The organism is Streptomyces hyaluromycini (assembly GCF_002217755.1).
Classification (GTDB): Bacteria; Actinomycetota; Actinomycetes; order Streptomycetales; family Streptomycetaceae; genus Streptomyces; species Streptomyces hyaluromycini.
Genome location: NZ_BCFL01000021.1, coordinates 1 through 21,753 on the forward strand (window position 1 = coordinate 1; position 21,753 = coordinate 21,753).

A 21,753-nucleotide genomic window follows, 5' to 3' on the forward strand; every position below is an offset into this window, starting at 1 on the left:
GTTGCCGGTGAGAGCTGAACACACAATTAAAGAGTGTGCTTGTTCGCTCGAAACCATTAGGGTTTCGGTGGTCATAGCGTGAGGGAAACGCCCGGTTACATTCCGAACCCGGAAGCTAAGCCTTACAGCGCCGATGGTACTGCAGGGGGGACCCTGTGGGAGAGTAGGACACCGCCGAACAATCTTTGGAAGGACCCCTGGTCCCAGCGTTCAGCTGGGACCAGGGGTCCTTTTGTTTTTACAATGCTTGCGGTACCGAAGACAGGAGTCACCATGTCCACCAACTCTCCCGACGACCGACCGGAGCGCGACCAGCGGCAACGGGACAGCGGTGACCGCGGCGAGCGTGGCGGACACCGCGGCGACCGCAACGACCGTGGAGATCGTGGCAGTTACGGCCGGCGCGATGACAACCGTGGCGGTGGTGGCGGCGGTTACGGCCGGCGTGACGACAACCGCGGCGGCGGTGGCGGCGGCTATGGCCGTCGTGACGACCGTCGTGATGACAACCGTGGCGGTGGTGGCGGCGGCGGTTACGGCCGTCGTGATGACAACCGCGGTGGCGGTGGCGGCGGTGGTGGTTACGGTCGTCGTGATGACAGCCGTGGTTCTCGTCCGGGGTTCCAGCGTGACGATCGTGGTGGTGACCGGGGCGGCTACGGGCGCCGCGACGACCGCGACCGCGGCCCCCGTCGCGATGACCGTGGGGATCGTCCGGCTTTCCGTCGTGACGATCGCCGTGATGACCGTCGTGATGACCGTGGTGACCGTCCTGTTTTCCGGCGTGACGACCGCGATGACCGTGGTGGCTTCCGTCGGGACGACCGGCGTGATGACAACCGCGGTGGCGGCGGCGGTGGCGGTGGTTACGGTCGTCGTGATGACAGCCGTGGTTCTCGTCCGGGGTTCCAGCGTGACGATCGTGGTGGTGACCGGGGCGGCTACGGGCGCCGCGACGACCGCGACCGCGGCCCCCGTCGCGATGACCGTGGGGATCGTCCGGCTTTCCGTCGTGACGATCGCCGTGATGACCGTCGTGATGACCGTGGTGACCGTCCTGTTTTCCGGCGTGACGACCGCGATGACCGTGGTGGCTTCCGTCGGGACGACCGGCGTGATGACAACCGCGGTGGCGGCGGCGGTGGCGGTGGTTACGGTCGTCGTGATGACAGCCGTGGTTCTCGTCCGGGGTTCCAGCGTGACGATCGTGGTGGTGACCGGGGCGGCTACGGGCGCCGCGACGACCGCGACCGCGGCCCCCGTCGCGACGACAACCGCGGTGGCGGCGGGTACGGGCGCCGGGACGACAGCCGTGGTGGCGGTTACCGCGGCCGGGACGACCGGCGTGACGACCGCCGGGACGACCGGCGTGATGACCGGCGCGGCGGCGGCCGCTTCCGTGACGAGCGGGAGCGTGACCGGGACCGTGAGCCGATCAAGCGGCTGCCGATCCCGGAGGACGTCACCGGTGACGAGATCGACAAGGACGTGCGGCAGGAGCTGCAGAGCCTGCCCAAGACGCTCGCGGAGGACGTCGCCAAGAACCTGGTGATGGTCGCCCGGCTCATCGACGAGGACCCCGAGGGCGCCTACGGCTACTCCAAGGTGGCCCTGCGGCTGGCGTCCCGTGTCGCAGCCGTCCGTGAGGCGGCCGGGTTCGCCGCGTACGCGAACCAGAAGTACTCCGAGGCACTCGGCGAGTTCCGGGCCGCGCGGCGCATGACCGGCACCGTCGACCTGTGGCCGGTGATGGCCGACTGCGAGCGTGGGCTCGGGCGGCCGGAGAAGGCGCTCGACATGGCCGGCGCCCCCGAGGTGCACAAGCTCGACAAGGCCGGTCAGGTCGAGATGCGGCTCGTCGCCGCCGGGGCCCGGCGTGACATGGGGCAGCTGGACGCGGCGATCGTGACACTGCAGAGCCCCGAGCTCGCCTCGAACTCCGTACAGCCGTGGACCGCGCGGCTGCGGTACGCCTACGCCGACGCCCTGCTCGCCGCCGGGCGTGCCGACGAGGCCCGCGAGTGGTTCGCCAAGGCCGTCGAGGCCGACCGGGACGGCAGCACGGACGCCTCCGACCGGCTGGCCGAGCTGGACGGGGTCGAGTTCGTCGACGCACTGGACGAGGGGGAGTCCGAGGAGACCCCCCAGGAGACCGAGACCGCGGCCGAGACCGCGGCCGAGACCGCGGCCGAGACCGCGGCTGCGGCTGCGGCTGAGACCGAGACCGAGACCGAATCCGGGACCCACGCCGAGTCCGAGTCCGAGTCTGAGGCCGAGCAGGATTGAGGTCAGTGGCCGGGTGACTGAGGCTGAATGACTGGCAGAGGGCAGGCCCCGATCGGGGTCTGCCCTCTCGCTTTCAGACGTCCTCTTTCAGACGTCGAGCGCCCGCAGCACCAGCCCCGACGCCGGCTTCGGGCCGAAGGACGTCGACTTGCGGGGCATCGTCACGCCCTGGCGGGCCAGGTCGCGGACGACCTCCTCGCGGACCGGGTGCATGAGGACGGCCGTACCGCCGTCGCGCTCGGCCTTGGCGACCGTCGCCGCCGTGTCGTGGATGTACGCGATGTGCGCGGGTGAGTCCTCGGGGATGCGCCAGACGTGGTCGAGGAGCGTGGCGTGCAGGACGGTCGCGTCCAGGGTGCGCCAGGCGGCCGGGCGGTCGTCCGGGATCGTACGGGCCAGGAGGTCTGGGTCCGGGCGGTCGATGAGATGGAACGCGCCGTCGCCGGCCAGCAGGAACGCGTTGCCGGCGCAGGCCGCGTCCGCCAGCGCCTCCTGGGCCGCCGGCAGGGGGACGTCGAGCCGTCGTACCCGGAACAGGCCCTTGACGTGCTCCAGGGCCTGCGCCACCGGCAGGCCGTGCAGCAGGCGGTGGATGGCGCGGACGCGCAGCGGGTAGCGGGCGGTGTCGACGAGGAGGACCAGGCCGTAGTCCCAGGGGCTGGGAGAGGGGTGCTCCGCGCGTAGACGCAAGTAGGTGGCCCAGCGGTGGTGGCCGTCGGCGATCAGGGCCTGGCGGTGGGCCAGGTCGGACTGGACGAGGGCCACCTCCGCCGGGTCGGTGATCGACCAGAGGCGGTGGTGGAAACCGTCCTCCGTGGTGGTGGCGAGCAGCGGGGGGCGGCCGGCCACCGCGTCGACGACCTCGGCGGCCGCGCCGTTGCCCCGGTAGGTGAGCAGGAGGGGTTCGAGGTTCGCGGAGGTGGCGCGCATCAGGGCCGCGCGGTCGGCGACGACCGGGGGCATGACCTCCTCGTGCGGCAGCACCACGCCCTCCGACGGCTCCGAGATCCGCAGGGCGCCGATGACACCGCGCTGGAGCAGACCGTTGCCGTCGTGCTGTTCGTAGACGTACAGGCCCGGCTCGGGATCCGTGGCGAGGATGCCCTCGGCCTGCCAGCGGTGCAGGGTGTCGGCCGCCTGTTCGGTACCGGCGCTGGGGGAACCGGCCTGGGGAAGGATGAGGCGGACGATGTTGTGCGGGTCGGCGGACTGGAGGTGGTGTACGCCGTCGGGGCGTACGACGACGTCGTACGGCGGGGAAGTGACGGCGGCGAGGCTCCCGACCCGGTCGGGGTCGTAGCGAAGGCCTCGGAACGGGGTGAGTTCCAGGCCTCGGCGCTCCGTTGCTTCCGAGTGACCTGCAGTGTTCATCCCGGCATCGTACGTGTGTCAGTGGCGTGCGGGATGATCGACGGTGCAAGGCGGGTCAACGAGGAGTGGCGAGGAGCGATGGGGATGAGCCAGGGCGTCAGGACTGGTCCCGAGGGCAGCGGACAGGCCCTGAGCACGGCGTACGACACGGCGCTGCTCGATCTGGACGGGGTGGTGTACGCGGGCGGCAGCGCGATCGCGCACGCCGTGGAGTCGCTGGAGGTCGCCCGCGCGGGCGGGATGCATCTGGCGTACGTCACCAACAACGCGCTGCGGCCGCCGGCCGCGGTGGCCGAGCACCTCACCGAGCTGGGGATCCCGACGGGGGCCGACGACGTCATCACCTCGGCGCAGGCGGTCGCGCGGCTGATCAGCGAGCAGGTGCCGGCGGGGTCGCGGGTGCTGGTCATCGGCGGGGAGGGGCTGCGGGTCGCCCTGCGGGAGCGGGGGCTTGAGCCGGTGGAGTCGGCGGACGACGATCCGGCGGCCGTGGTGCAGGGGTTCGGCGGCCCGGAGCTGCCCTGGGGGCGGTTCGCCGAGGCGTCGTACGCCGTCGCGCGCGGGGTGCCGTGGTTCGCGTCCAACACCGATCTGACGATCCCGAGCGGGCGCGGAATCGCGCCGGGCAACGGCGCGGCGGTGGAGGTGGTGCGGATCGCGACGGGCGCCGAGCCGCAGGTGGCGGGCAAGCCGCTGCCGCCGATGCACCGGGAGACGATCCTGCGGACGGGTGCGAAGCGGCCGTTGGTGGTCGGGGACCGGCTGGACACCGACATCGAGGGCGCGTTCAACGGCGGGGTGGACTCGCTGCTCGTGCTGACCGGCGTCACCGACGGGCGTCAGCTGCTCGCCGCGCCGCCGCAGCACCGGCCGACCTATGTCGACGCCGATCTGCGCGGTCTGCTCACCGGGCAGCCGGAGGCCACGGCGGCCGGCGACGGCTTCCGGTGCGGTGGCTGGACGGCGACGGCCGGTGCCGACCGGCTGGAGCTGGAGGGCGACGGCGAGGCGCTCGACGGGCTGCGGGCGCTGTGCGCGGCGGCCTGGACGGCGGCCGGGGAGGGCTCCTGCGAGCTGGACGGAGGCAAGGCACTGGCGCGGCTGGGGCTCTGAGACCCCATCGAGGCCGGATGCGAGGGTAGGCTAACCTAACCTCGTGTTGGTCGACAGTCCTCCCGAACAGCGCGCGGAGACCGCCCCCGCGCCCCCGAACCGCCGGGCGATACGGGCCCTCGGGCTCCTCGTCTCCCTTGCGATCCTGCTGCTCGTCGCCCTGGCGAGCATCGCGATCGGGGCGAAAGAGCTGCCGTTGGACCAGGTCTGGCACGGCCTGTTCCACGACACGGGGACGTACGGCGACGTCGTCGTCGACGCGCGGCTGTCGCGGACCGTCCTCGGCCTGCTGGCCGGCGCCGCCCTCGGCCTGTCCGGGGCGGTGCTCCAGGCGCTCACCCGCAACCCGCTCGCCGACCCCGGCCTGCTCGGCATCAACGCGGGCGCGTCGGCCGCGGTGGTCACCGCCATCACCTACTTCGGCGTCAGCACCCTGAACGGCTATGTGTGGTTCGCCTTCCTCGGGGCGGCCGCGGTGGGCGCGCTGGTGTGGTTCCTGGGCGGCAGCCGGGGCGCCACCCCCGTGCGGCTCGCCCTGGCCGGTACGGCGATCAGCGCCGCGCTCTACGGCTACCTCCAGGCCGTGATGATCACGGACGACGCGGCGCTCAACAAGTTGCGTTTCTGGACGGTGGGTTCGCTGGCCTCGGCCTCCGACTCGACGATCGCCCAGGTGCTGCCGTTCCTCGCGGCCGGCACCCTGCTCGCGCTCGGCCTCGCCCGGCCGCTGAACGCGGTGGCGATGGGCGACGACACCGCCCGCGCCCTCGGTGCGAACCTGGGCCGCACCCGGGCCCTGGCCATGCTCGCCGCCACCGTGCTGTGCGGCGCGGCCACCGCCGCCTGCGGCCCGATCGCCTTCGTCGGCCTGATGGTCCCGCACGTCGTGCGCTCGTTCACCGGCCCCGACCTGCGCTGGATCCTGCCGTACGCGACGGTCCTGTCGCCCGTGCTGCTGCTCGGCGCCGATGTCGTCGGCCGGATCGTCGCCCGCCCCGCGGAGCTCCAGGTCGGCATCGTCACCGCGATCATCGGCGGGCCGGTCTTCATTCTTCTCGTACGACGGCGTAGGACGGCCCAGCTGTGAGGACCGCTGTGAGGAACACGCGTACTCTGCGCACCCCCGGCGGGCTCTCCGTGCGGGCCGACGTGCGCGTGCTGGCCGTGGTCGGCGCGCTGCTGCTGGCCACGGCCGCCGCGAGTGTCGTGCTGATCGGTACCGGGGACTTCCCGATCTCCTTCGGCGACGTGCTGCGGACCCTGGCCGGGAACGGCACCGCCGGGCAGGACTTCATCGTCAACGAGCTGCGGCTGCCGCGGGTCCTGGTCGGTCTGCTGGTCGGCGCCTCGCTCGGTCTCGGCGGCGCCCTGTTCCAGTCGGTCTCCCGCAACCCGCTGGGCAGCCCGGACGTCCTCGGCCTCTCGCAGGGCGCCACCTCCGGCGCGCTCGTCGTCATCGTGCTGCTGTCCGGGAGCGCCGCCCAGGTCACCGTCGGCGCGCTGATCGGCGGCCTGGTGACCGGCCTCGCCATCTACCTCCTCGCCTGGAAGCAGGGCGTGCACGGCTACCGGCTGGTCCTGGTCGGCATCGGTGTCTCCGCGGTCGTCACCGCGGTCAACGGCTATCTGCTCACCAAGGCCGACCTGGTAGACGCGACGCGTGCGGTGGTCTGGATGACCGGCTCCCTCGACGGCCGTGACTGGAGCCAGGTCTGGCCGCTGCTCGCGCTGTGCGCGGTCCTGGTCCCGCTGGTCCTCGCCAATGCGCGGGGGCTCAGGATGATGGAGATGGGCGACGACGTCTCCAACGCCCTCGGGGTGCGCGTGGAGCGGGTGCGGATGCTGCTGATGGTGGCCGCCGTCCTGCTGACCGCGGCCGCCACCGCCGCCGCGGGCCCGGTCAGCTTCGTGGCCCTCACCGCCCCCCAGCTCGCCCGCCGCCTCACCCGCTCGCCCGGCCCCAACCTGGTGCCCTCCCTCAGCATGGGAGCCGCCCTGCTGGTCACCGCCGACTGGGCCTCGCAGCGCGCCTTCGGTGCCGACCAGCTGCCCGTCGGCGTGGTCACCGGCGTCCTCGGCGGGGTCTATCTGCTGTGGCTCCTCGTCACCGAGCGCCGGGCGGGCCGGATATGACACCGGAACCGGAAGATGGCTCGGACCTGAGCGTGACACCCGAGTCAGACGAGTCAGACGAGTCCGACAGCAAGAGGAGCACAGTGAACCGCCTGTCCGCCGAGAACGTCACCCTCGCCTATGACCAGCGCGTCATCGCCGAGCAGCTGTCGGTGGAGATCCCCGACAACTCCTTCACGGTGATCGTCGGCCCCAACGCCTGCGGCAAGTCGACGCTGCTGCGCGCGCTGTCCCGGATGCTCAGGCCCAGCCAGGGCCGGGTGCTGCTCGACGGCCAGGTCATCCAGTCGATGCCCGCGAAGAAGGTCGCCCGCACCCTCGGCCTGCTCCCGCAGTCGTCGATCGCGCCCGACGGCATCACCGTCGGCGACCTGGTCGGCCGCGGCCGCTACCCGCACCAGGGCATCCTGCGCCAGTGGTCCGCCGAGGACGAACGGGTCGTCCAGGAGTCGATGGCCCGGACCGGCGTCGCCGAACTCGCCGACCGGTACGTCGACGAACTCTCCGGCGGCCAGCGGCAGCGCGTCTGGATCGCCATGGCGCTCGCCCAGCAGACCCCCCTGCTGCTCCTGGACGAGCCGACCACCTACCTGGACATCCAGCATCAGATCGACGTCCTCGACCTGTGTGCCGAACTCCACGAGGAGCAGGGGCGGACGCTGGTCGCCGTGCTGCACGACCTCAACCACGCGGCTCGCTACGCCACCCACCTGATCGCACTCAAGGGCGGCCGGGTCGTCGCCGAGGGCGCCCCGAACGACATCGTCACCGCCGAGCTGGTCGAGGAGGTGTTCGGGCTGCGCTGCCAGATCATCGACGACCCGGAGACGGGGACCCCGCTGGTGGTGCCGGCGGCCCGGAAGGCGAGGGTCACAACAACTTCCTGAGCCGGAACAGGTCCAGTAGGTTCGCCTCCAGCTTCACCCGGCCCGAGCCCCAGGCCCCGGTGAAGTTCAGCTCACCGTCGACCAGGGCCACCAGGTCGTCGCCCGCCATGGCGAGTCTGATCTGCGCCTTCTCCCGCGGCGGCCCGGGGAACGTCTCCTCGACCTCGATCCGGCCGCCGGTGAGCCGGCCGGCGAAGGTGACGTCCAGGTCGGTGATGTGGCAGCTGACCGTGCGGTCCATGGCGGCGGCCGTCCGGACGTCGCCCTCGGCGCCACCCATGTTGTGCGAGAGCTTGTCGAGTGCGGCGCGGCACTCCTCGATCGTGGCCATCGCGATCGACGGTACCCCAGCGGTTCGATGTAGCGTCGGGGCATGACCGACTCCGTGCCCGAGGGCCGGGTGGCGGAGGCCGAGGAAGCGGCCGCCGTCGAACCCGAGTACGACCCCGCCGCGCCCGCCCCGCTGAACGTCCCGCGCACTCCCACCGGCAACGCCGGGGTAGACGCACAGCTCGACCGGCTGGCCGACGCCGACCACCTCGCCACGGACGGGCATCTGGAGGTGTACGAGGATGTACACGGGGGGCTGCGCGACGCGCTGACCGAGCTCGACGCCCGCCCGGGACCTCCGGGACCTCCGGGGCCTCCGGGCCCCCCGGCGCCCGCCCCGCCGTACGGCAACAGGGCGCCAGCACCGTCGTACCACCAGAGCAGGAGCTGAACCCACCGTGGCAGGAGTCGCACGTCGCCGTCTGGACGCGGAGCTGGTCCGCCGGAAGCTCGCGCGCTCGCGCGAGCACGCCAGCCAGCTGATCTCCGCCGGGCGGGTCACCGTCGGCAAGGCCGTCGCGACCAAGCCGGCCACCCAGGTGGAGACCGCCGCCGCCATCGTCGTACAGGCCGACGACAGCGATCCCGAGTACGTGTCGCGCGGCGGCCACAAGCTCGCCGGCGCGCTGGCGGTGTTCGTCCCGGAGGGCCTCCTGGTCGAGGGGCGGCGGGCGCTGGACGCCGGCGCGTCGACCGGCGGCTTTACCGATGTGCTGCTGCGCTCGGGGGCCGCGCACGTCGTCGCCGTCGACGTCGGATACGGCCAACTCGCGTGGTCTCTGCAGAGCGATGAACGCGTCACCGTCAAGGACCGTACGAACGTACGCGAGTTGACGCTTGAAGCGATCGATGGGGAGCCTGTGGATCTTGTCGTGGGTGATCTGTCCTTCATCCCGCTCGGGCTGGTGCTGCCGGCCCTGGCGCGGTGTGTGAAGGCGGACGCCGACCTGGTGATGATGGTCAAGCCGCAGTTCGAGGTGGGCAAGGAGCGACTGGGCAGCGGGGGAGTCGTACGGAGTCCGCAGCTGCGGGCGGAGGCCGTGCGGGGGGTTGCCGAGAAGGCGTGGGAGCTGGGGCTCGGGGTGAAGGGAGTCACCGCCAGTCCGCTGCCCGGGCCGTCCGGCAACGTCGAGTACTTTCTGTGGCTGCGGGCCGGCGCACCCCAGTTGGATCCGGCCGACGTTGACCGTGCAGTGGCGGAGGGGCCGCGTTGACACAGAACCGAGCTCGTACTGTTTTCCTGCTGGCCCACACCGGGCGGCCCGCGGCGATCCGCAGCGCCGAGCTCGTGGTGAAGGGGCTGCTGGCGGCCGGAGTCGGCGTCCGGGTGCTGGAGTACGAGGCACACGACCTGCCCCTGCCCGAAGAGGTCGAACTCGTCGAGGAGGCCTCGCCGCACAGCCTCGACGGCTGCGAGCTGCTCATCGTCCTCGGCGGTGACGGGACGCTGCTGCGCGGCGCCGAGTTCGCCCGCGCCTCCGGGGTGCCGATGCTCGGCGTCAACCTCGGCAGTGTCGGGTTCCTCGCGGAGGCCGAGCGGGACGACCTCGACAAGGTCGTCGACCGGGTGGTGAGCAAGGCGTACGAGGTCGAGGAGCGGATGACCGTCGACGTCGTCGTGCACCGCAACGGGGACATCGTGCACACCGACTGGGCGCTGAACGAGGCGGCCGTGCAGAAGGCGGGCGCCGAGAAGCTGCTGGAAGTGGTGCTGGAGATCGACGGGCGGCCGGTGACGGGGTTCGGGTGTGACGGGATCGTGCTGTCGACGCCGACCGGGTCCACCGCCTATGCCTTCTCCGCCGGTGGGCCGGTGGTGTGGCCGGAGGTGGAGGCGCTGCTGATGGTGCCGATCTCCGCGCACGCGCTGTTCGCGAAGCCGCTGGTGACCTCGCCGGACTCGGTGCTCGCGGTGGAGGTGCTGCCGCACATCCAGCCGGGGGTGCTGTGGTGCGACGGGCGGCGGACGGTGGAGCTGCCGCCGGGGGCGCGGGTCGAGGTGCGGCGGGGTGCGGTGCCGGTGCGGCTGGCCCGACTGCATCATGCGTCGTTCACGGACCGGCTGGTGGCGAAGTTCGCGCTGCCCGTCTCTGGATGGCGGGGGGCGCCGCACTAGCGGTTCGTGGGGGCCGGGTTCGGTGCGTCGGCGGGCGCGGGTGCGTGGGGGCTGGTCGCGCCCGCGCGGCGGTAGCCGCAAGTCGGTACAGCCCCGCGCCCCTTTGGGGCGCACCTCCACTCGCCCGGGTGACAGGGTGCCTCGCGCTTCTCCCGCCCTACCTCGTAAGGTCTTCCCCGTGCTGGAAGAAATGCGGATACGGTCACTCGGGGTCATCGACGACGCTGTCGTCGAGTTGTCGCCGGGGTTCACCGCCGTCACCGGTGAGACCGGTGCGGGCAAGACCATGGTGGTCACCAGCCTGGGGCTGCTGCTCGGCGGGCGGGCCGATCCCGCGCTCGTGCGGATCGGGTCCGAGAAGGCGGTCGTCGAGGGGCGGGTCACCGTGCCCCCCGGAGCCTCGGCGGCCGTACGGGCCGAGGAGGCCGGTGCCGAGCTGGACGACGGGGCGCTGCTGCTCAGCCGTACCGTTTCCGCCGAGGGGCGCTCACGGGCGCACCTGGGCGGGCGGAGCGTGCCCGTGGGGCTGCTCGCCGAGCTCGCCGACGACCTGGTGGCCGTGCACGGGCAGACCGACCAGCAGGGGCTGCTGAAGCTGAGCAGGCAGCGGCAGGCCCTCGACCGGTATGCGGGCGACGGGGTCGCCGTACCGCTGGCCAAGTACGGCGAGGCCTACCGGCGGCTGCGGGCCGTGGCGGCCGAGCTGGAGGAGATCGTCACGCGCGCACGTGAGCGGGCCCAGGAGGCCGACATGCTGCGCTACGGGCTGGACGAGATCGCGGGCGTGGAGCCGAGGGCCGGCGAGGATGCGGAGCTGGCCGAGGAGGCCGAGCGGCTCGGGCACGCCGAGGCGCTGTCGTCGGCCGCGACCGCCGCGCACTCCGCGCTCGCGGGCAACCCCGAGGACCCCGAGGGCATCGACGCGGCCACCCTCGTGGCGGGCGCGCACCGGGCCCTGGAGGCCGTTCGCTCGCACGATCCGGCACTGGCCGCGCTCGCCGACCGGATCGGCGAGGTCGGGATCCTGCTGGGCGATGTGGCCGGCGAGCTGGCCGGCTACGCCGACGACCTGGACGCCGATCCGCTGCGGCTCGCGGCCGTGGAGGAGCGGCGCGCCGCGCTCACCGCGCTCACCCGCAAGTACGGCTCGGACATCGACGCGGTGCTGGCGTGGGCGGAACAGGGCGCCGCGCGGCTCACCGAACTCGACGGCGACGACGAGCGGATCGACGAACTGACCGCCGAGCGGGATGCCCTCCGTGCGGAACTGGGCGGACTCGCACAGGCGCTGACCGACGCGCGTACCGACGCCGCCGAACGTTTCGCAGCCGCCGTCACCGCGGAGCTGGGCTCCCTGGCGATGCCGCACGCGCGCGTGTCCTTCGCCATCCGGCAGGCCGAGGACCCGGAGGGCGTGGAGGTCGACGGACGGGCGGTGGCCTACGGCCCGTCGGGCGCCGACGAGGTCGAGCTGCTCCTCGCCCCGCACCCCGGCGCTCCGCCCCGCCCCATCGCCAAGGGCGCGTCCGGCGGTGAGCTGTCGCGCGTGATGCTCGCGGTGGAGGTCGTCTTCGCGGACACCGACCCGGTCCCGACGTACCTCTTCGACGAGGTCGACGCGGGCGTGGGCGGCAAGGCGGCGGTGGAGATCGGGCGGCGCCTGGCCAAGCTCGCCAAGTCCGCGCAGGTGGTCGTCGTCACCCACCTGCCCCAGGTCGCCGCCTTCGCCGACCGGCAGTTGCTGGTCGAGAAGACCAACGACGGCACGGTCACCCGGTCCGGCGTGAAGGTCCTGGAGGGCGAGGAGCGGGTCCGGGAGCTGTCCCGCATGCTGGCCGGCCAGGAGGACTCGGAGACGGCACGGGCGCACGCGGAGGAACTGCTGGCGACGGCACGGGCGGACCGCTGACGGCCCGCTGACGGATCGCCGGGCCGGAGCGCCCGGCCGGAGCGGCGGGGCGGCGGGGCGTCGTCCGTCCCGCCGCTTCCGCTGCCATTCCTTCTGCCGGTCAAAGGCTGCCGGCGGTCAAAGGCTGCCGGCGGTCAAAGCCCGTAGGTTCGAGCCCGTAGGTTCGAGCCCGTCGGTTCGAGGTCGTCGGTTCGAGGTCGTCGGGCTGAGGCCGTCCGTTCGAGGCCGTCGGCCGGGGGCTGTTGGTTTCGAGGCTGTCGGTCCGGGGTGCCAGCCACCCCCTCGGCGATGTCCCGGCACGGGAGCGCATCGTGGCTGGTGGCGCCCACGGCGTTCCTCCTCGGCGGCGTTTTCTTCACCCTCCCGGGTGACACGCTCCGGCGCATTGCCCCGGCCCGCCTCGGTATGTGCCTTCTCGGAGTGCCCGGAACACCCCTGTGTGCTGGCATCCTTGAGGAGGACGCGGCGCCCGGGGGAGGCGCGCGGTGACCCCCTCGGCCCCGATACCTTCTGTACGTTCCCTCGTGACCGCCCCACGCCGAACCAGGAGTCCCGGCCGCGTGAGCCCCGTGAGCAGCAACGCACCGCACGGTCAGTCGCCGCTGCGCACCGTGCAGGTGCTGGGCGGCGGCAACGCCGCCAGCAGCGCGCACGTGCGGTCGCTGACCGCCGGCCTGGTCGAGCGGGGCGTGCGGGTCACGGTGTGCGCCCCCGTCGAGGCGGATCGCGCCTACGGCTTCTCGGACGTCGGCGCCGACCACGTGCACGTGCCGCGCAGCAGCGACCCGGGCTCGGTCGCGGCCCTCCGCGCCGCCTGCACGGACGCGGACCTGGTGCACGCCCACGGCCTGCACGCCTCCTTCCGCGCGGTGCTGGCGCTGAGCGGCCGCAGCACCCCGCTGATCGTCACCTGGCACAACCGGGCGCACGCCGAGGGCGCCCGGGCGCATCTGCTGCGGATGCTGGAGCGGCGGGTGGTGCGGACGGCCGCCGTGGTGCTCGGAACCACCTCCGACCTGGTGGACCGGGCCCGCCGTACCGGCGCCCGGGACGCCCGGCTCGCCGCCGTGGCGCTGCCCGGCCCGCGGCGGTCCGTTGACCAGGACGAGGCGGAGCGGCTGCGGCCCAAGGTCCGCGCCGAACTCGGCGCCATGGGGCGGCCGTTGCTCATCGCCGTCGGCTCCCTCGACCGGCATCGCGGCTATGACCTGCTGCTGGACGCGGCGCGCGCCTGGTGCCGGCTCGACCCGGTGCCGCTCCTCGTCATCGCCGGCGAGGGGCCGCTGCGTGCGGCGTTGCAGCGGCGGATCGAGGACGAGGAGCTGCCCGTGCGGCTGATCGGGCGCCGTGACGACGTCGCCGAGCTGCTCGCCGCCGCCGATCTGGCGCTGCTGTCCAGTAGTTGGGAGTCCCGCTCGGTCCTCGCCCAGGAGGCCCTGCACGCGCGGGTGCCGCTCGTCGCGACCGCCGTCGGCGGCGTCCCCGACCTGGTCGGGGACGCGGCAGAGCTGGTCGCGTACGGCGACGCACGGGCCCTCGCCGACACCGTCGTACGCCTCCTCGACGACCCAGGGCGCTGCGCGGAGCTGCGTGAGCGGGGTGCCCGGCAGGCGGCGAGCTGGCCCACGGAGGACGAGACCGTGGCCCAAGTGCTCAGCGTGTACGACGAGTTGACCCAGCCCCGGCCGCTGCCCTGAGGCCGTCGGGCCGTGAGGTCGTGCGGCCCTAGGGGACGTGTCGGCGTGCCCGCAGGGCCAGGCTCAACGCCAGGACCGCCTGCGGGTCGTCCAGGTCCGTGCCCAGCAACTCCCCGATGCGGGCGAGGCGGTTGTAGAGGGTCTGCCGGTTGAGGTGGAGTTCGCGGGCCGTCTCCGCCTTGCGGCCCGCGTGCGCCAGGTAGGTCTCCAGGGTGGGCAGCAGCGGCGGCTTGGAGCGGTGGTCGTGGTCGCGGAGCGGGCCGATCGCGCGGTCGACGAAGGCCGCCAGGTCGGGGTGGTCGCGCAGCCGCCACAGGAGGAGGTCGATGTCGAGGCGGCGGGCGTCGTACCAGGGCCGGTCGGAGAGGCCCTGGGCCGCCGTCGCCGTCTCGGCCGCGTGCCGCAGGCCCGCCGACGCGGCCGCCCAGCCGCCGGCCACGCCGACCACCACGACCGGGGGAGCGGCCCCGGGGCGCTGCATCCCGGCGCGCTCCACCCCCGCCCTGAGCACCGCCGCGACCCGGTCCGCGACCGTCGTCCGCTCCGCCTCCGAGCGCAGGCCGAGGAGCAGCGGCACGCGGCCCTCGACCGGTCGTACGCCCAGCAGGACGGGCACGCCCACGGCCGCCAGCTCCTCACCCACCGCGCGCGCCAGCAACGCCCAGCCCCCGCCCGGGGACAGCGAGTCGCCGACCCGCATGACCACCGGCAGCAGCGGGCTGCCGCCCGGCTTGAAGCCGAGGACACGGGCCTGCGCCGGGGCGTCCTCCGCGGTGATCCGGCCCTCGGCGAGGTCGGTCAGGAAGTCGCCGCGCCCGCGCGCCGCCAGCTCCTCCTCCTGGCGGGCCTGCATCAGCACGACGGCCAGGATGCCCGCGGCCCGCTCGGCGGCGATGCGGTGGACGGGGGCGAGGGGGCCGCGCACCGGGAGCAGGACCAGACGGGCGCGCACCGATCCGGTCCCCGGACCGCCGCCCGGCACGTCCACCAGGACCACCCCGGTCGGCGGCGGCGCGTCCTTGTGCTGGCCGCGCAGCCCCTCCCACACCTGGAGCGGGTCGGCTCCCTCGGGCCCCGACCCGGCGGCGTACAGCAGCTGGCCGTCGGTGGTCTCCAGGAAGACCGGGTTGCCGCTGAAGTCGGCCAGGATGGCGAGCACCTGGGGGACCCCGCCACCGCCCAGCAGGGCCTCGGTGCAGCGGCGGTGCACCTCCTCGGCGCGCTGGAGAAGGGCGTAGTGGTGGTTGACGATCTCGGTGTGGATCTCCTCCGTCACCGTCACGAACGGCACCTCGCGGTGCAGCACGACCAAAGGCAGCCCGGTCGCCTTGGCGGTGTCGACGAGGGTCGCGGGCAGCCGGGAGAACCGCGCGCCCAGCTCCACCACCAGGGCGGCGATGCCACGCTCGGCGAGGGTGCGGACGAACGCCCGCTGCTCGGTCGGCCGGGTGCCGAGGCCGTAGCCGGTGGTGAGCAGCAGTTCGCCGCCCTTCAGCAGCGAGGCGATGTTCGGCACCTCGCCCGCGTGCACCCAGCGCACGGTACGGCCCAGCCGGTCGGCGCCCGCCAGGATCTCCGGGAGCCCGCTGCGCAGCGCGGGCAGCTCCAGCGCCCGCTGCACGGTGATCCCGGCGCCCTGGGTGTCGAATCCGCTGTCCGTACCGCTGTCCATGGAGCGGACGCTACCTGGGCGAACGCCTTCACGGCACTTTCCGTCAGAGCGGTTCGATGTTGTGGTTGAAACGGAAAACGTTGTCGGGGTCCCAGTGCCGCTTCACCTTGCCGAGCCGCAGCGCGTTTCCCGCGCCCAGACCGGCCCGCACCCGCTCCGGACCCTCGTCACCGATGAGGTTCAGGCAGACCGCGCCGGTGGACCAGGGCCGGACCCCGGCACGGACGTCCCGCACCCAGGCGATCGCCCGTTCGTCGTCGGCCGGGTCCGCCCAGTGCCCGAGGGGGTGCACCGCCCAGGCCGCGTTCCGGTACGGCACGGGGTACTCCGCAGGCCCCGAGGCGATCGCGCCGCCCAGCGGGAGCAGCAATTGCTGCGAGCCGCTCGGCACCGGCATGCGCTCCGCACAGCCGCACCAGGCGTCCACCGCCTCGTCGGGCAGAGCGGTCAGACACTCCGCCGACCAGTGGTTCCGCAGCCCGGACGGAAGGTCGAGCAGGCACTGCACCTCGCGGTACGGCAGCGGTCCGGCGATCTCCGCCTCGTGCGGCAGCGCGAGCAGCGGTCCGGCGACCTTGCGCAGCCCTTCCGCGCCGCCCGCGTAGGTCACGAGGGCGGCACACACCGGCGACACCGGCTCGCCGTCGGCGAGGTACACCACCGCGCCGCCCGCCTCGTCGGGACCGGTGCGGATGACCTCGCGGAAGGCGCGGACGACGTCCGGGCCGGACGACGGCGGGTACCGCAGCAGCGCGACGGAGAAAGCCGGCAGCTCGTGCAGGGCGAGGGTGAGCGCGGTGGCGACGCCGAAGTTCCCGCCGCCGCCGTGCAGGGCCCAGAACAGCTCCGGGTTCTCGTCCGCGTTGGCGTGGACGCGCTCACCGTCGGCGGTGACCAGCTCGACACCGATCAGGTTGTCGACGGCCGGCCCGAAGACCCGGTCCAGCCATCCCGACCCGCCGCCGAGCACGAACCCACCGACCCCGATGCCGGGGGCCCGCCCACCGGTGCAGGCGAGACCGTGGAGCCGGGTCGCCCGGTCCAGACGGCCCATGGTGGCCCCGCCCTGCACACGTACGGCTTCCGCCGCCGGGTCGACGGTCACCCCGTCCATCCGGCGCAGATCCACCACCAGCGCGGCGTCGGCGGCCGCCGAGCCCGCGACGGAGTGGCCGCCGCCGCGCACCGCGATGTGCAGGTCCAGATCCCGCCCGAACCGCACCGCCCGGACCACGTCGGCGTCGTCCGCGCACTGGGCGATCACGGCCGGCCGCCGGTCGACCATGCCATTGAAGACGACCCGCGCCGCGTCGTACCCCGGGTCCCCAGGGGCGAACACATCGCCGGTGAGGTCATCACGGAGCGCGGCGAGGGCCGTGCGCGCCTTAGAGAAGGCAGCCATGATGACCAGCCTAAGCAGCAGCGCGCCCCAGAGGGGCGCGGGGCCCTGTCTGATTTGCGGCTACCGCCGCGTGGGCGCGACCAGCCCCCACGCACCGGCACCCGAGCGACGGCCGCTACCCCCCGTACGCCCCCGAAGCCGTAAGCCGAAGCGCCGTATCGATCAACGGCACATGACTGAACGCCTGCGGAAAGTTCCCCACCTGCCGCTTCAGCCGCGGATCCCACTCCTCCGCGAGCAGCCCGAGGTCGTTCCGCAGCGCGAGAAGCTTCTCGAACAGCTTGCGGGCCTCGTCGACGCGCCCGATCATCGCGAGGTCGTCGGCCATCCAGAACGAGCAGGCCAGGAAGGCCCCCTCGTCGCCCGGGAGGCCGTCCACACCCTCCTCGCCGCCCGAGGTCGGGTAGCGCAGGATGAAGCCGTCCGGCGTGGACAGCTCCCGCTGGATCGCCTCGATGGTGCCGATGACCCGCTTGTCGTCCGGGGGCAGGAAGCCCATCTGGGGGATGAGCAGCAGCGAGGCGTCCAGCTCCTGGGAGCCGTACGACTGGGTGAAGGTGTTGCGCTCCTTGTCGTAGCCCCGCTCGCAGACGTCCCGGTGGATGTCGTCGCGCAGCTCCTTCCAGCGCTCCAGCGGGCCGTCCGCGTCCCCGGACTCGATGAGCTTGATGGTGCGGTCGACAGCGACCCAGGCCATCACCTTGGAGTGCACGAAGTGCCGGCGCGGCCCGCGCACCTCCCAGATGCCCTCGTCAGGCTCGTCCCAGTGGTCCTCCAGGTAGCGGATCAGCTTGAGCTGGAGGAGGGACGCGTAGTCGTTGCGGGCGAGGCCGGTCATGTGGGCCAGGTGCAGGGCCTCGGTGACCTCGCCGTAGACGTCCAGCTGGAGCTGGTGGGCGGCGCCGTTGCCGACCCGGACCGGCGCCGAGTTCTCGTAGCCGGGCAGCCAGTCCAGCTCGGCCTCGCCCAGCTCGCGCTCGCCCGCGATGCCGTACATGATCTGCAGGTTCTCGGGGTCGCCGGCGACCGCGCGCAGCAGCCACTCGCGCCAGGCGCGGGCCTCCTCGCGGTAGCCGGTGCGCAGCAGCGAGGACAGGGTGATGGCCGCGTCGCGGAGCCAGGTGTAGCGGTAGTCCCAGTTGCGGACGCCGCCGATGTCCTCCGGGAGGGAGGTCGTCGGCGCGGCGACGATGCCGCCCGTGGGGGCGTACGTCAGGGCCTTCAGGGTGATCAGCGAGCGGACCACGGCCTCGCGGTACGGGCCGTGGTACGTGCAGTGCTCGACCCACTCCCGCCAGAAGTCCTCGGTCGCCTGCAGCGACTGCTCCGGTTCCGGCAGCGCGGGCGGCTGCTTGTGCGAGGGCTCCCAGGAGATCGTGAACGCGATCCGGTCGCCGGGGGCGACGGTGAAGTCCGCGTACGTGGTCAGCGACTTGCCGTAGGTCTCCGCCGAGGTGTCGAACCACACCGAGTCGGGGCCCGCGACGGCGACCGTACGGCCGTCGTGCTTGTGCACCCAGGGGACCACCCGGCCGTAGGAGAACCGCATCCGCAGCACCGAGCGCATCGGCACCCGGCCGGTGACGCCCTCGACGATGCGGATCAGCTGGGGCGCGCCGTCACGCGGGGGCATGAAGTCGATCACCCGGACCGTGCCGCGCGGGGTGTCCCACTCCGACTCCAGGATCAGCGAGTCGCCCCGGTAGGTGCGGCGCGCCGCGGTCGGGGGCTGCGAGTCGGCCGCGTGCGCCGGGCCGAGCCGCCAGAAGCCGTGTTCCTCGGTGCCGAGCAGACCGGCGAAGATGGCATGCGAGTCGAAGCGGGGCAGGCACAGCCAGTCCACTGTGCCGTCCCGGCAGACCAGGGCAGCGGTCTGCATGTCTCCGATGAGTGCGTAATCTTCGATGCGCCCGGCCACGTGCAACTCCAGTCGAACGGCCACGTCACCCCCAGGCAAAAGGGGGCTGTCGCTAGTGCGGTCAAGGGGGGTTGTTGTTGTGCGTCGTTAAGCGGTGAAGCAAAGCAGCCCGCCGCGCCCTGAGGCAAAACGACAGTCATAGCTCAACGAACTGCCAAGCTCTCGTTGTTCCGGGAGTGACGGGCGGGGGTGTGCCGTGTTTTCCGGACGGGCTCGGCAGCGAGTGTCCGAGCAGGATACGACGCACGTAGATGATCTGCGTGCCGCTCCGGGCAACCCGTGTGGGCCGAACGGGTGAGCCCTGGGTGAAAAGCGGGTAAGGCAGGCCACACGTCTGTGCCGACGTGTGTACGGAGCGTGGCCGGAAGCCATCTCTCCGCGGCGCTGATACCCTGGTAGCCCGTGGACCGGTGGGCACGAAACCCCCGAACCGCAGCGACGGCACCACCCCGGAAACTCCAGGACGGCAGCCGTACCGCACGACAGACCGCGACCACGGGAGCCCCCTCTTGGCCATGCCGACGCCCGCTTTTCGATCGAGCACAGCTACGACGACCAAGCACATCTTCGTCACCGGGGGTGTCGCCTCCTCGCTCGGCAAGGGTCTGACGGCCTCCAGCCTGGGCATGCTGCTCAAGGCCCGGGGCCTGCGCGTCGTGATGCAGAAGCTCGACCCGTACCTGAACGTCGACCCGGGCACGATGAACCCCTTCCAGCACGGTGAGGTGTTCGTCACCAACGACGGCGCCGAGACCGACCTGGACATCGGCCACTACGAGCGTTTCCTCGACCGCGACCTGGACGGCTCCGCCAACGTCACCACAGGTCAGGTCTATTCGACGGTGATCGCCAAGGAGCGGCGTGGCGAGTACCTGGGCGACACGGTCCAGGTCATCCCGCACATCACCAACGAGATCAAGCACCGCATCCGCCGCATGGCCACCGACGAGGTCGACGTCGTCATCACCGAGGTCGGCGGCACGGTCGGCGACATCGAGTCGCTGCCGTTCCTGGAGACCGTCCGCCAGGTCCGCCACGAGGTCGGCCGGGACAACGTGTTCGTGGTGCACATCTCGCTCCTGCCGTACATCGGCCCGTCCGGCGAGCTGAAGACCAAGCCCACCCAGCACTCCGTGGCCGCCCTGCGGAACATCGGTATCCAGCCGGACGCGATCGTGCTGCGCTGCGACCGCGAGGTCCCCACCGCCATCAAGCGCAAGATCTCGCTGATGTGCGATGTCGACGAGGCCGCCGTGGTGGCCTGCCCCGACGCCCGCTCGATCTACGACATCCCGAAGACCGTGCACGGCGAGGGCCTGGACGCCTACGTCGTCCGCAAGCTGGACCTGCCGTTCCGCGACGTGGACTGGCGGACCTGGGACGACCTGCTGGACCGCGTCCACAACCCCGACCACGAGATCACCCTCGCGCTGGTCGGCAAGTACATCGACCTGCCCGACGCCTACCTCTCGGTCACCGAGGCGCTGCGCGCCGGCGGCTTCGCCAACAAGGCCCGCGTGAAGATCAAGTGGGTGACGTCGGACGACTGCAAGACCCCGGCCGGCGCGGCGGCCCAGCTCTCCGACGTCGACGGCATCTGCATCCCGGGCGGCTTCGGCGACCGCGGTGTGCTCGGCAAGGTCGGCGCCATCCGTTACGCCCGTGAGAACCGGATCCCGCTGCTCGGCCTCTGCCTCGGCCTGCAGTGCATCGTGATCGAGGCCGCGCGCAACCTGGCCGACATCCCGGACGCCAACTCCACCGAGTTCGACTCCGCCACCGGCCACCCGGTCATCTCCACCATGGCCGAGCAGCTCGACATCGTCGCCGGCGAGGGCGACATGGGCGGCACCATGCGCCTGGGCATGTACCCGGCCAAGCTGGCCGAGGGCTCCATCGTGCGCGAGGTCTACGACGGCAAGGAGTACGTCGAGGAGCGGCACCGCCACCGCTACGAGGTGAACAACGCCTACCGCGCGGAGCTGGAGAAGAAGGCCGGCATCCAGTTCTCCGGCACCTCCCCGGACGGCAAGCTGGTCGAGTACGTCGAGTACCCGCGCGACGTCCACCCCTACCTGGTCGCCACCCAGGCCCACCCGGAGCTGCGCTCCCGCCCTACCCGCCCGCATCCGCTCTTCGCGGGCCTGGTGAAGGCGGCGGTCGCGCGTCAGCAGGGCGCCGTCGAGCAGGAGGATTCGAAGTAACACACCGGTTGTACGGTGGCCGGGGTGCATACCTTCAAAGGTGCGCACCCCGGTTTTTTTCCGCGTACGTCTGGAAGGGTTCGGCATGACGATCAAGGACACCCCCGAGGAGTGGGAGATCCGGGCGACGCAGACCCCCTTCGTGGGCAACAAGACCTCGGTCCGCACGGACGAGGTGGTCATGCCCGACGGCTCGGTGGTCCGCCGCGACTACCAGGTGCACCCCGGCTCGGTCGCCATCCTCGCCCTCGACGAGGAGGACCGCGTGCTGCTCATCCGCCAGTACCGGCACCCGGTCCGGCAGAAGCTCTGGGAGATCCCGGCCGGTCTGCTCGACATCCCCGGCGAGAACCCGCTGCACGCCGCCCAGCGCGAGCTGTACGAGGAGGCGCACGTCAAGGCCGAGGACTGGCGGGTGCTGACCGACCTGTACACCACCCCCGGCGGCTGCGACGAGGCCGCACGGATCTTCCTCGCCCGCGATCTCTCCGAGGCCGAGGGGGAGCGTTTCGAGACGGAGCACGAGGAGATCGACCTGGAGTACGCGCGCGTGCCGGTCGACGAGCTGGTGCGCCTGGTGCTCGCCGGTGATGTGCACAACAACTGTCTCGTGACGGGCGTCCTCTCCCTGGTCGCCGCCCGCACCGGCGACGGCCTCGACGCGCTGCGCCCGGCCGACGCGCCCTGGCCGGCCCGCCCCTTCGAGTCCTGAGCC

18 protein-coding genes and 1 rRNA gene are annotated in these 21,753 nt (G+C 72.5%); 14 read left to right on the plus strand and 5 right to left on the minus strand.

The features are described from left to right. The first annotated feature begins 63 nt into the window (after nucleotides 1–63). From rrf to SSP29_RS56235, 3 genes are all read left to right on the plus strand, one after another. Nucleotides 64–180 (plus strand): 5S ribosomal RNA (rrf, locus tag SSP29_RS24315). Nucleotides 181–346: 166 nt separating this feature from the next. Next, nucleotides 347–1,552, plus strand: coding sequence for a hypothetical protein (locus tag SSP29_RS58605; protein ID WP_167449996.1), 1,206 nt, complete (start codon nucleotides 347–349; stop codon nucleotides 1,550–1,552). Continuing rightward, on the plus strand, nucleotides 1,489–2,286 hold the full coding sequence (locus SSP29_RS56235) for a tetratricopeptide repeat protein (protein ID WP_089102929.1): 798 nt from the start codon (nucleotides 1,489–1,491) through the stop codon (nucleotides 2,284–2,286). The genes SSP29_RS58605 and SSP29_RS56235 overlap by 64 nt, the downstream gene beginning before the upstream one ends. Nucleotides 2,287–2,373: 87 nt before the next feature. On the opposite strand, the gene SSP29_RS24330 is transcribed toward SSP29_RS56235, so the two are convergent. After that, nucleotides 2,374–3,657 carry a DUF1015 family protein gene (locus SSP29_RS24330; RefSeq protein ID WP_089102930.1) on the minus strand — a complete coding sequence of 428 codons (1,284 nt, stop codon included), beginning with the start codon at nucleotides 3,655–3,657 and terminating at the stop codon, nucleotides 2,374–2,376. A gap of 84 nt (nucleotides 3,658–3,741) precedes the next feature. Here SSP29_RS24330 and SSP29_RS24335 point away from each other — a divergent pair, with 84 nt between their 5' ends. From SSP29_RS24335 to SSP29_RS24350, 4 genes are all read left to right on the plus strand, one after another. Then, nucleotides 3,742–4,770, plus strand: coding sequence for an HAD-IIA family hydrolase (locus SSP29_RS24335; RefSeq protein ID WP_089102931.1), 1,029 nt, complete (start codon nucleotides 3,742–3,744; stop codon nucleotides 4,768–4,770). A 43-nt stretch (nucleotides 4,771–4,813) separates the two neighbouring features. Beyond that, nucleotides 4,814–5,857, plus strand: coding sequence for a FecCD family ABC transporter permease (locus SSP29_RS24340; protein WP_089102932.1), 1,044 nt, complete (start codon nucleotides 4,814–4,816; stop codon nucleotides 5,855–5,857). Between the two features lie 8 nt (nucleotides 5,858–5,865). Next, nucleotides 5,866–6,903, plus strand: a complete 1,038-nt coding sequence (locus tag SSP29_RS24345) for a FecCD family ABC transporter permease (protein ID WP_089102933.1) — start codon at nucleotides 5,866–5,868, stop codon at nucleotides 6,901–6,903. A gap of 83 nt (nucleotides 6,904–6,986) precedes the next feature. Continuing rightward, nucleotides 6,987–7,790: an ABC transporter ATP-binding protein gene (locus tag SSP29_RS24350; RefSeq protein ID WP_438363808.1), complete on the plus strand. Its 804-nt coding sequence runs from the start codon at nucleotides 6,987–6,989 to the stop codon at nucleotides 7,788–7,790. Here SSP29_RS24350 and SSP29_RS24355 read toward each other — a convergent pair. Next, nucleotides 7,774–8,121, minus strand: coding sequence for an SCP2 sterol-binding domain-containing protein (locus SSP29_RS24355; RefSeq protein WP_089102934.1), 348 nt, complete (start codon nucleotides 8,119–8,121; stop codon nucleotides 7,774–7,776). The genes SSP29_RS24350 and SSP29_RS24355 overlap by 17 nt on opposite strands. A gap of 42 nt (nucleotides 8,122–8,163) precedes the next feature. Here SSP29_RS24355 and SSP29_RS24360 point away from each other — a divergent pair, with 42 nt between their 5' ends. From SSP29_RS24360 to SSP29_RS24380, 5 genes are all read left to right on the plus strand, one after another. Continuing rightward, nucleotides 8,164–8,511, plus strand: coding sequence for a hypothetical protein (locus tag SSP29_RS24360; RefSeq protein WP_089102935.1), 348 nt, complete (start codon nucleotides 8,164–8,166; stop codon nucleotides 8,509–8,511). 7 nt (nucleotides 8,512–8,518) lie between these two features. Next, nucleotides 8,519–9,334, plus strand: a complete 816-nt coding sequence (locus SSP29_RS24365; protein WP_089102936.1) for a TlyA family RNA methyltransferase — start codon at nucleotides 8,519–8,521, stop codon at nucleotides 9,332–9,334. After that, nucleotides 9,331–10,236: an NAD kinase gene (locus tag SSP29_RS24370; protein ID WP_089102937.1), complete on the plus strand. Its 906-nt coding sequence runs from the start codon at nucleotides 9,331–9,333 to the stop codon at nucleotides 10,234–10,236. Before SSP29_RS24365 ends, SSP29_RS24370 begins: the two co-directional genes overlap by 4 nt. A gap of 190 nt (nucleotides 10,237–10,426) precedes the next feature. After that, nucleotides 10,427–12,145 carry a DNA repair protein RecN gene (gene recN, locus SSP29_RS24375; protein ID WP_089102938.1) on the plus strand — a complete coding sequence of 573 codons (1,719 nt, stop codon included), beginning with the start codon at nucleotides 10,427–10,429 and terminating at the stop codon, nucleotides 12,143–12,145. Nucleotides 12,146–12,705: 560 nt separating this feature from the next. Next, nucleotides 12,706–13,842, plus strand: a complete 1,137-nt coding sequence (locus SSP29_RS24380; RefSeq protein ID WP_089102939.1) for a glycosyltransferase family 4 protein — start codon at nucleotides 12,706–12,708, stop codon at nucleotides 13,840–13,842. A gap of 28 nt (nucleotides 13,843–13,870) precedes the next feature. Here SSP29_RS24380 and SSP29_RS24385 read toward each other — a convergent pair whose 3' ends face one another. The 3 genes from SSP29_RS24385 to SSP29_RS24395 all read right to left on the minus strand — a co-directional run bounded on the left by SSP29_RS24385 (nucleotide 13,871) and on the right by SSP29_RS24395 (nucleotide 18,834). After that, nucleotides 13,871–15,514 (minus strand): PucR family transcriptional regulator, encoded by a 1,644-nt coding sequence (locus SSP29_RS24385; protein WP_089102940.1) that lies wholly within the window; start codon nucleotides 15,512–15,514, stop codon nucleotides 13,871–13,873. A gap of 43 nt (nucleotides 15,515–15,557) precedes the next feature. Beyond that, a complete protein-coding gene (locus tag SSP29_RS24390; protein ID WP_089102941.1) occupies nucleotides 15,558–16,916 on the minus strand; it encodes an FAD-binding oxidoreductase in 1,359 nt (452 codons plus the stop codon). A gap of 115 nt (nucleotides 16,917–17,031) precedes the next feature. Further along, a complete protein-coding gene (locus tag SSP29_RS24395; protein ID WP_167449997.1) occupies nucleotides 17,032–18,834 on the minus strand; it encodes a glycoside hydrolase family 15 protein in 1,803 nt (600 codons plus the stop codon). 515 nt (nucleotides 18,835–19,349) lie between these two features. Between SSP29_RS24395 and pyrG the strand changes: the two genes are divergently transcribed. Beyond that, complete coding sequence (gene pyrG, locus SSP29_RS24400; RefSeq protein WP_089102943.1) at nucleotides 19,350–21,038, plus strand: CTP synthase; 1,689 nt, start codon at nucleotides 19,350–19,352, stop codon at nucleotides 21,036–21,038. Nucleotides 21,039–21,123: 85 nt separating this feature from the next. Beyond that, nucleotides 21,124–21,750: an NUDIX domain-containing protein gene (locus SSP29_RS24405; RefSeq protein ID WP_089102944.1), complete on the plus strand. Its 627-nt coding sequence runs from the start codon at nucleotides 21,124–21,126 to the stop codon at nucleotides 21,748–21,750. The last annotated feature ends 3 nt before the right edge of the window (nucleotides 21,751–21,753 follow it).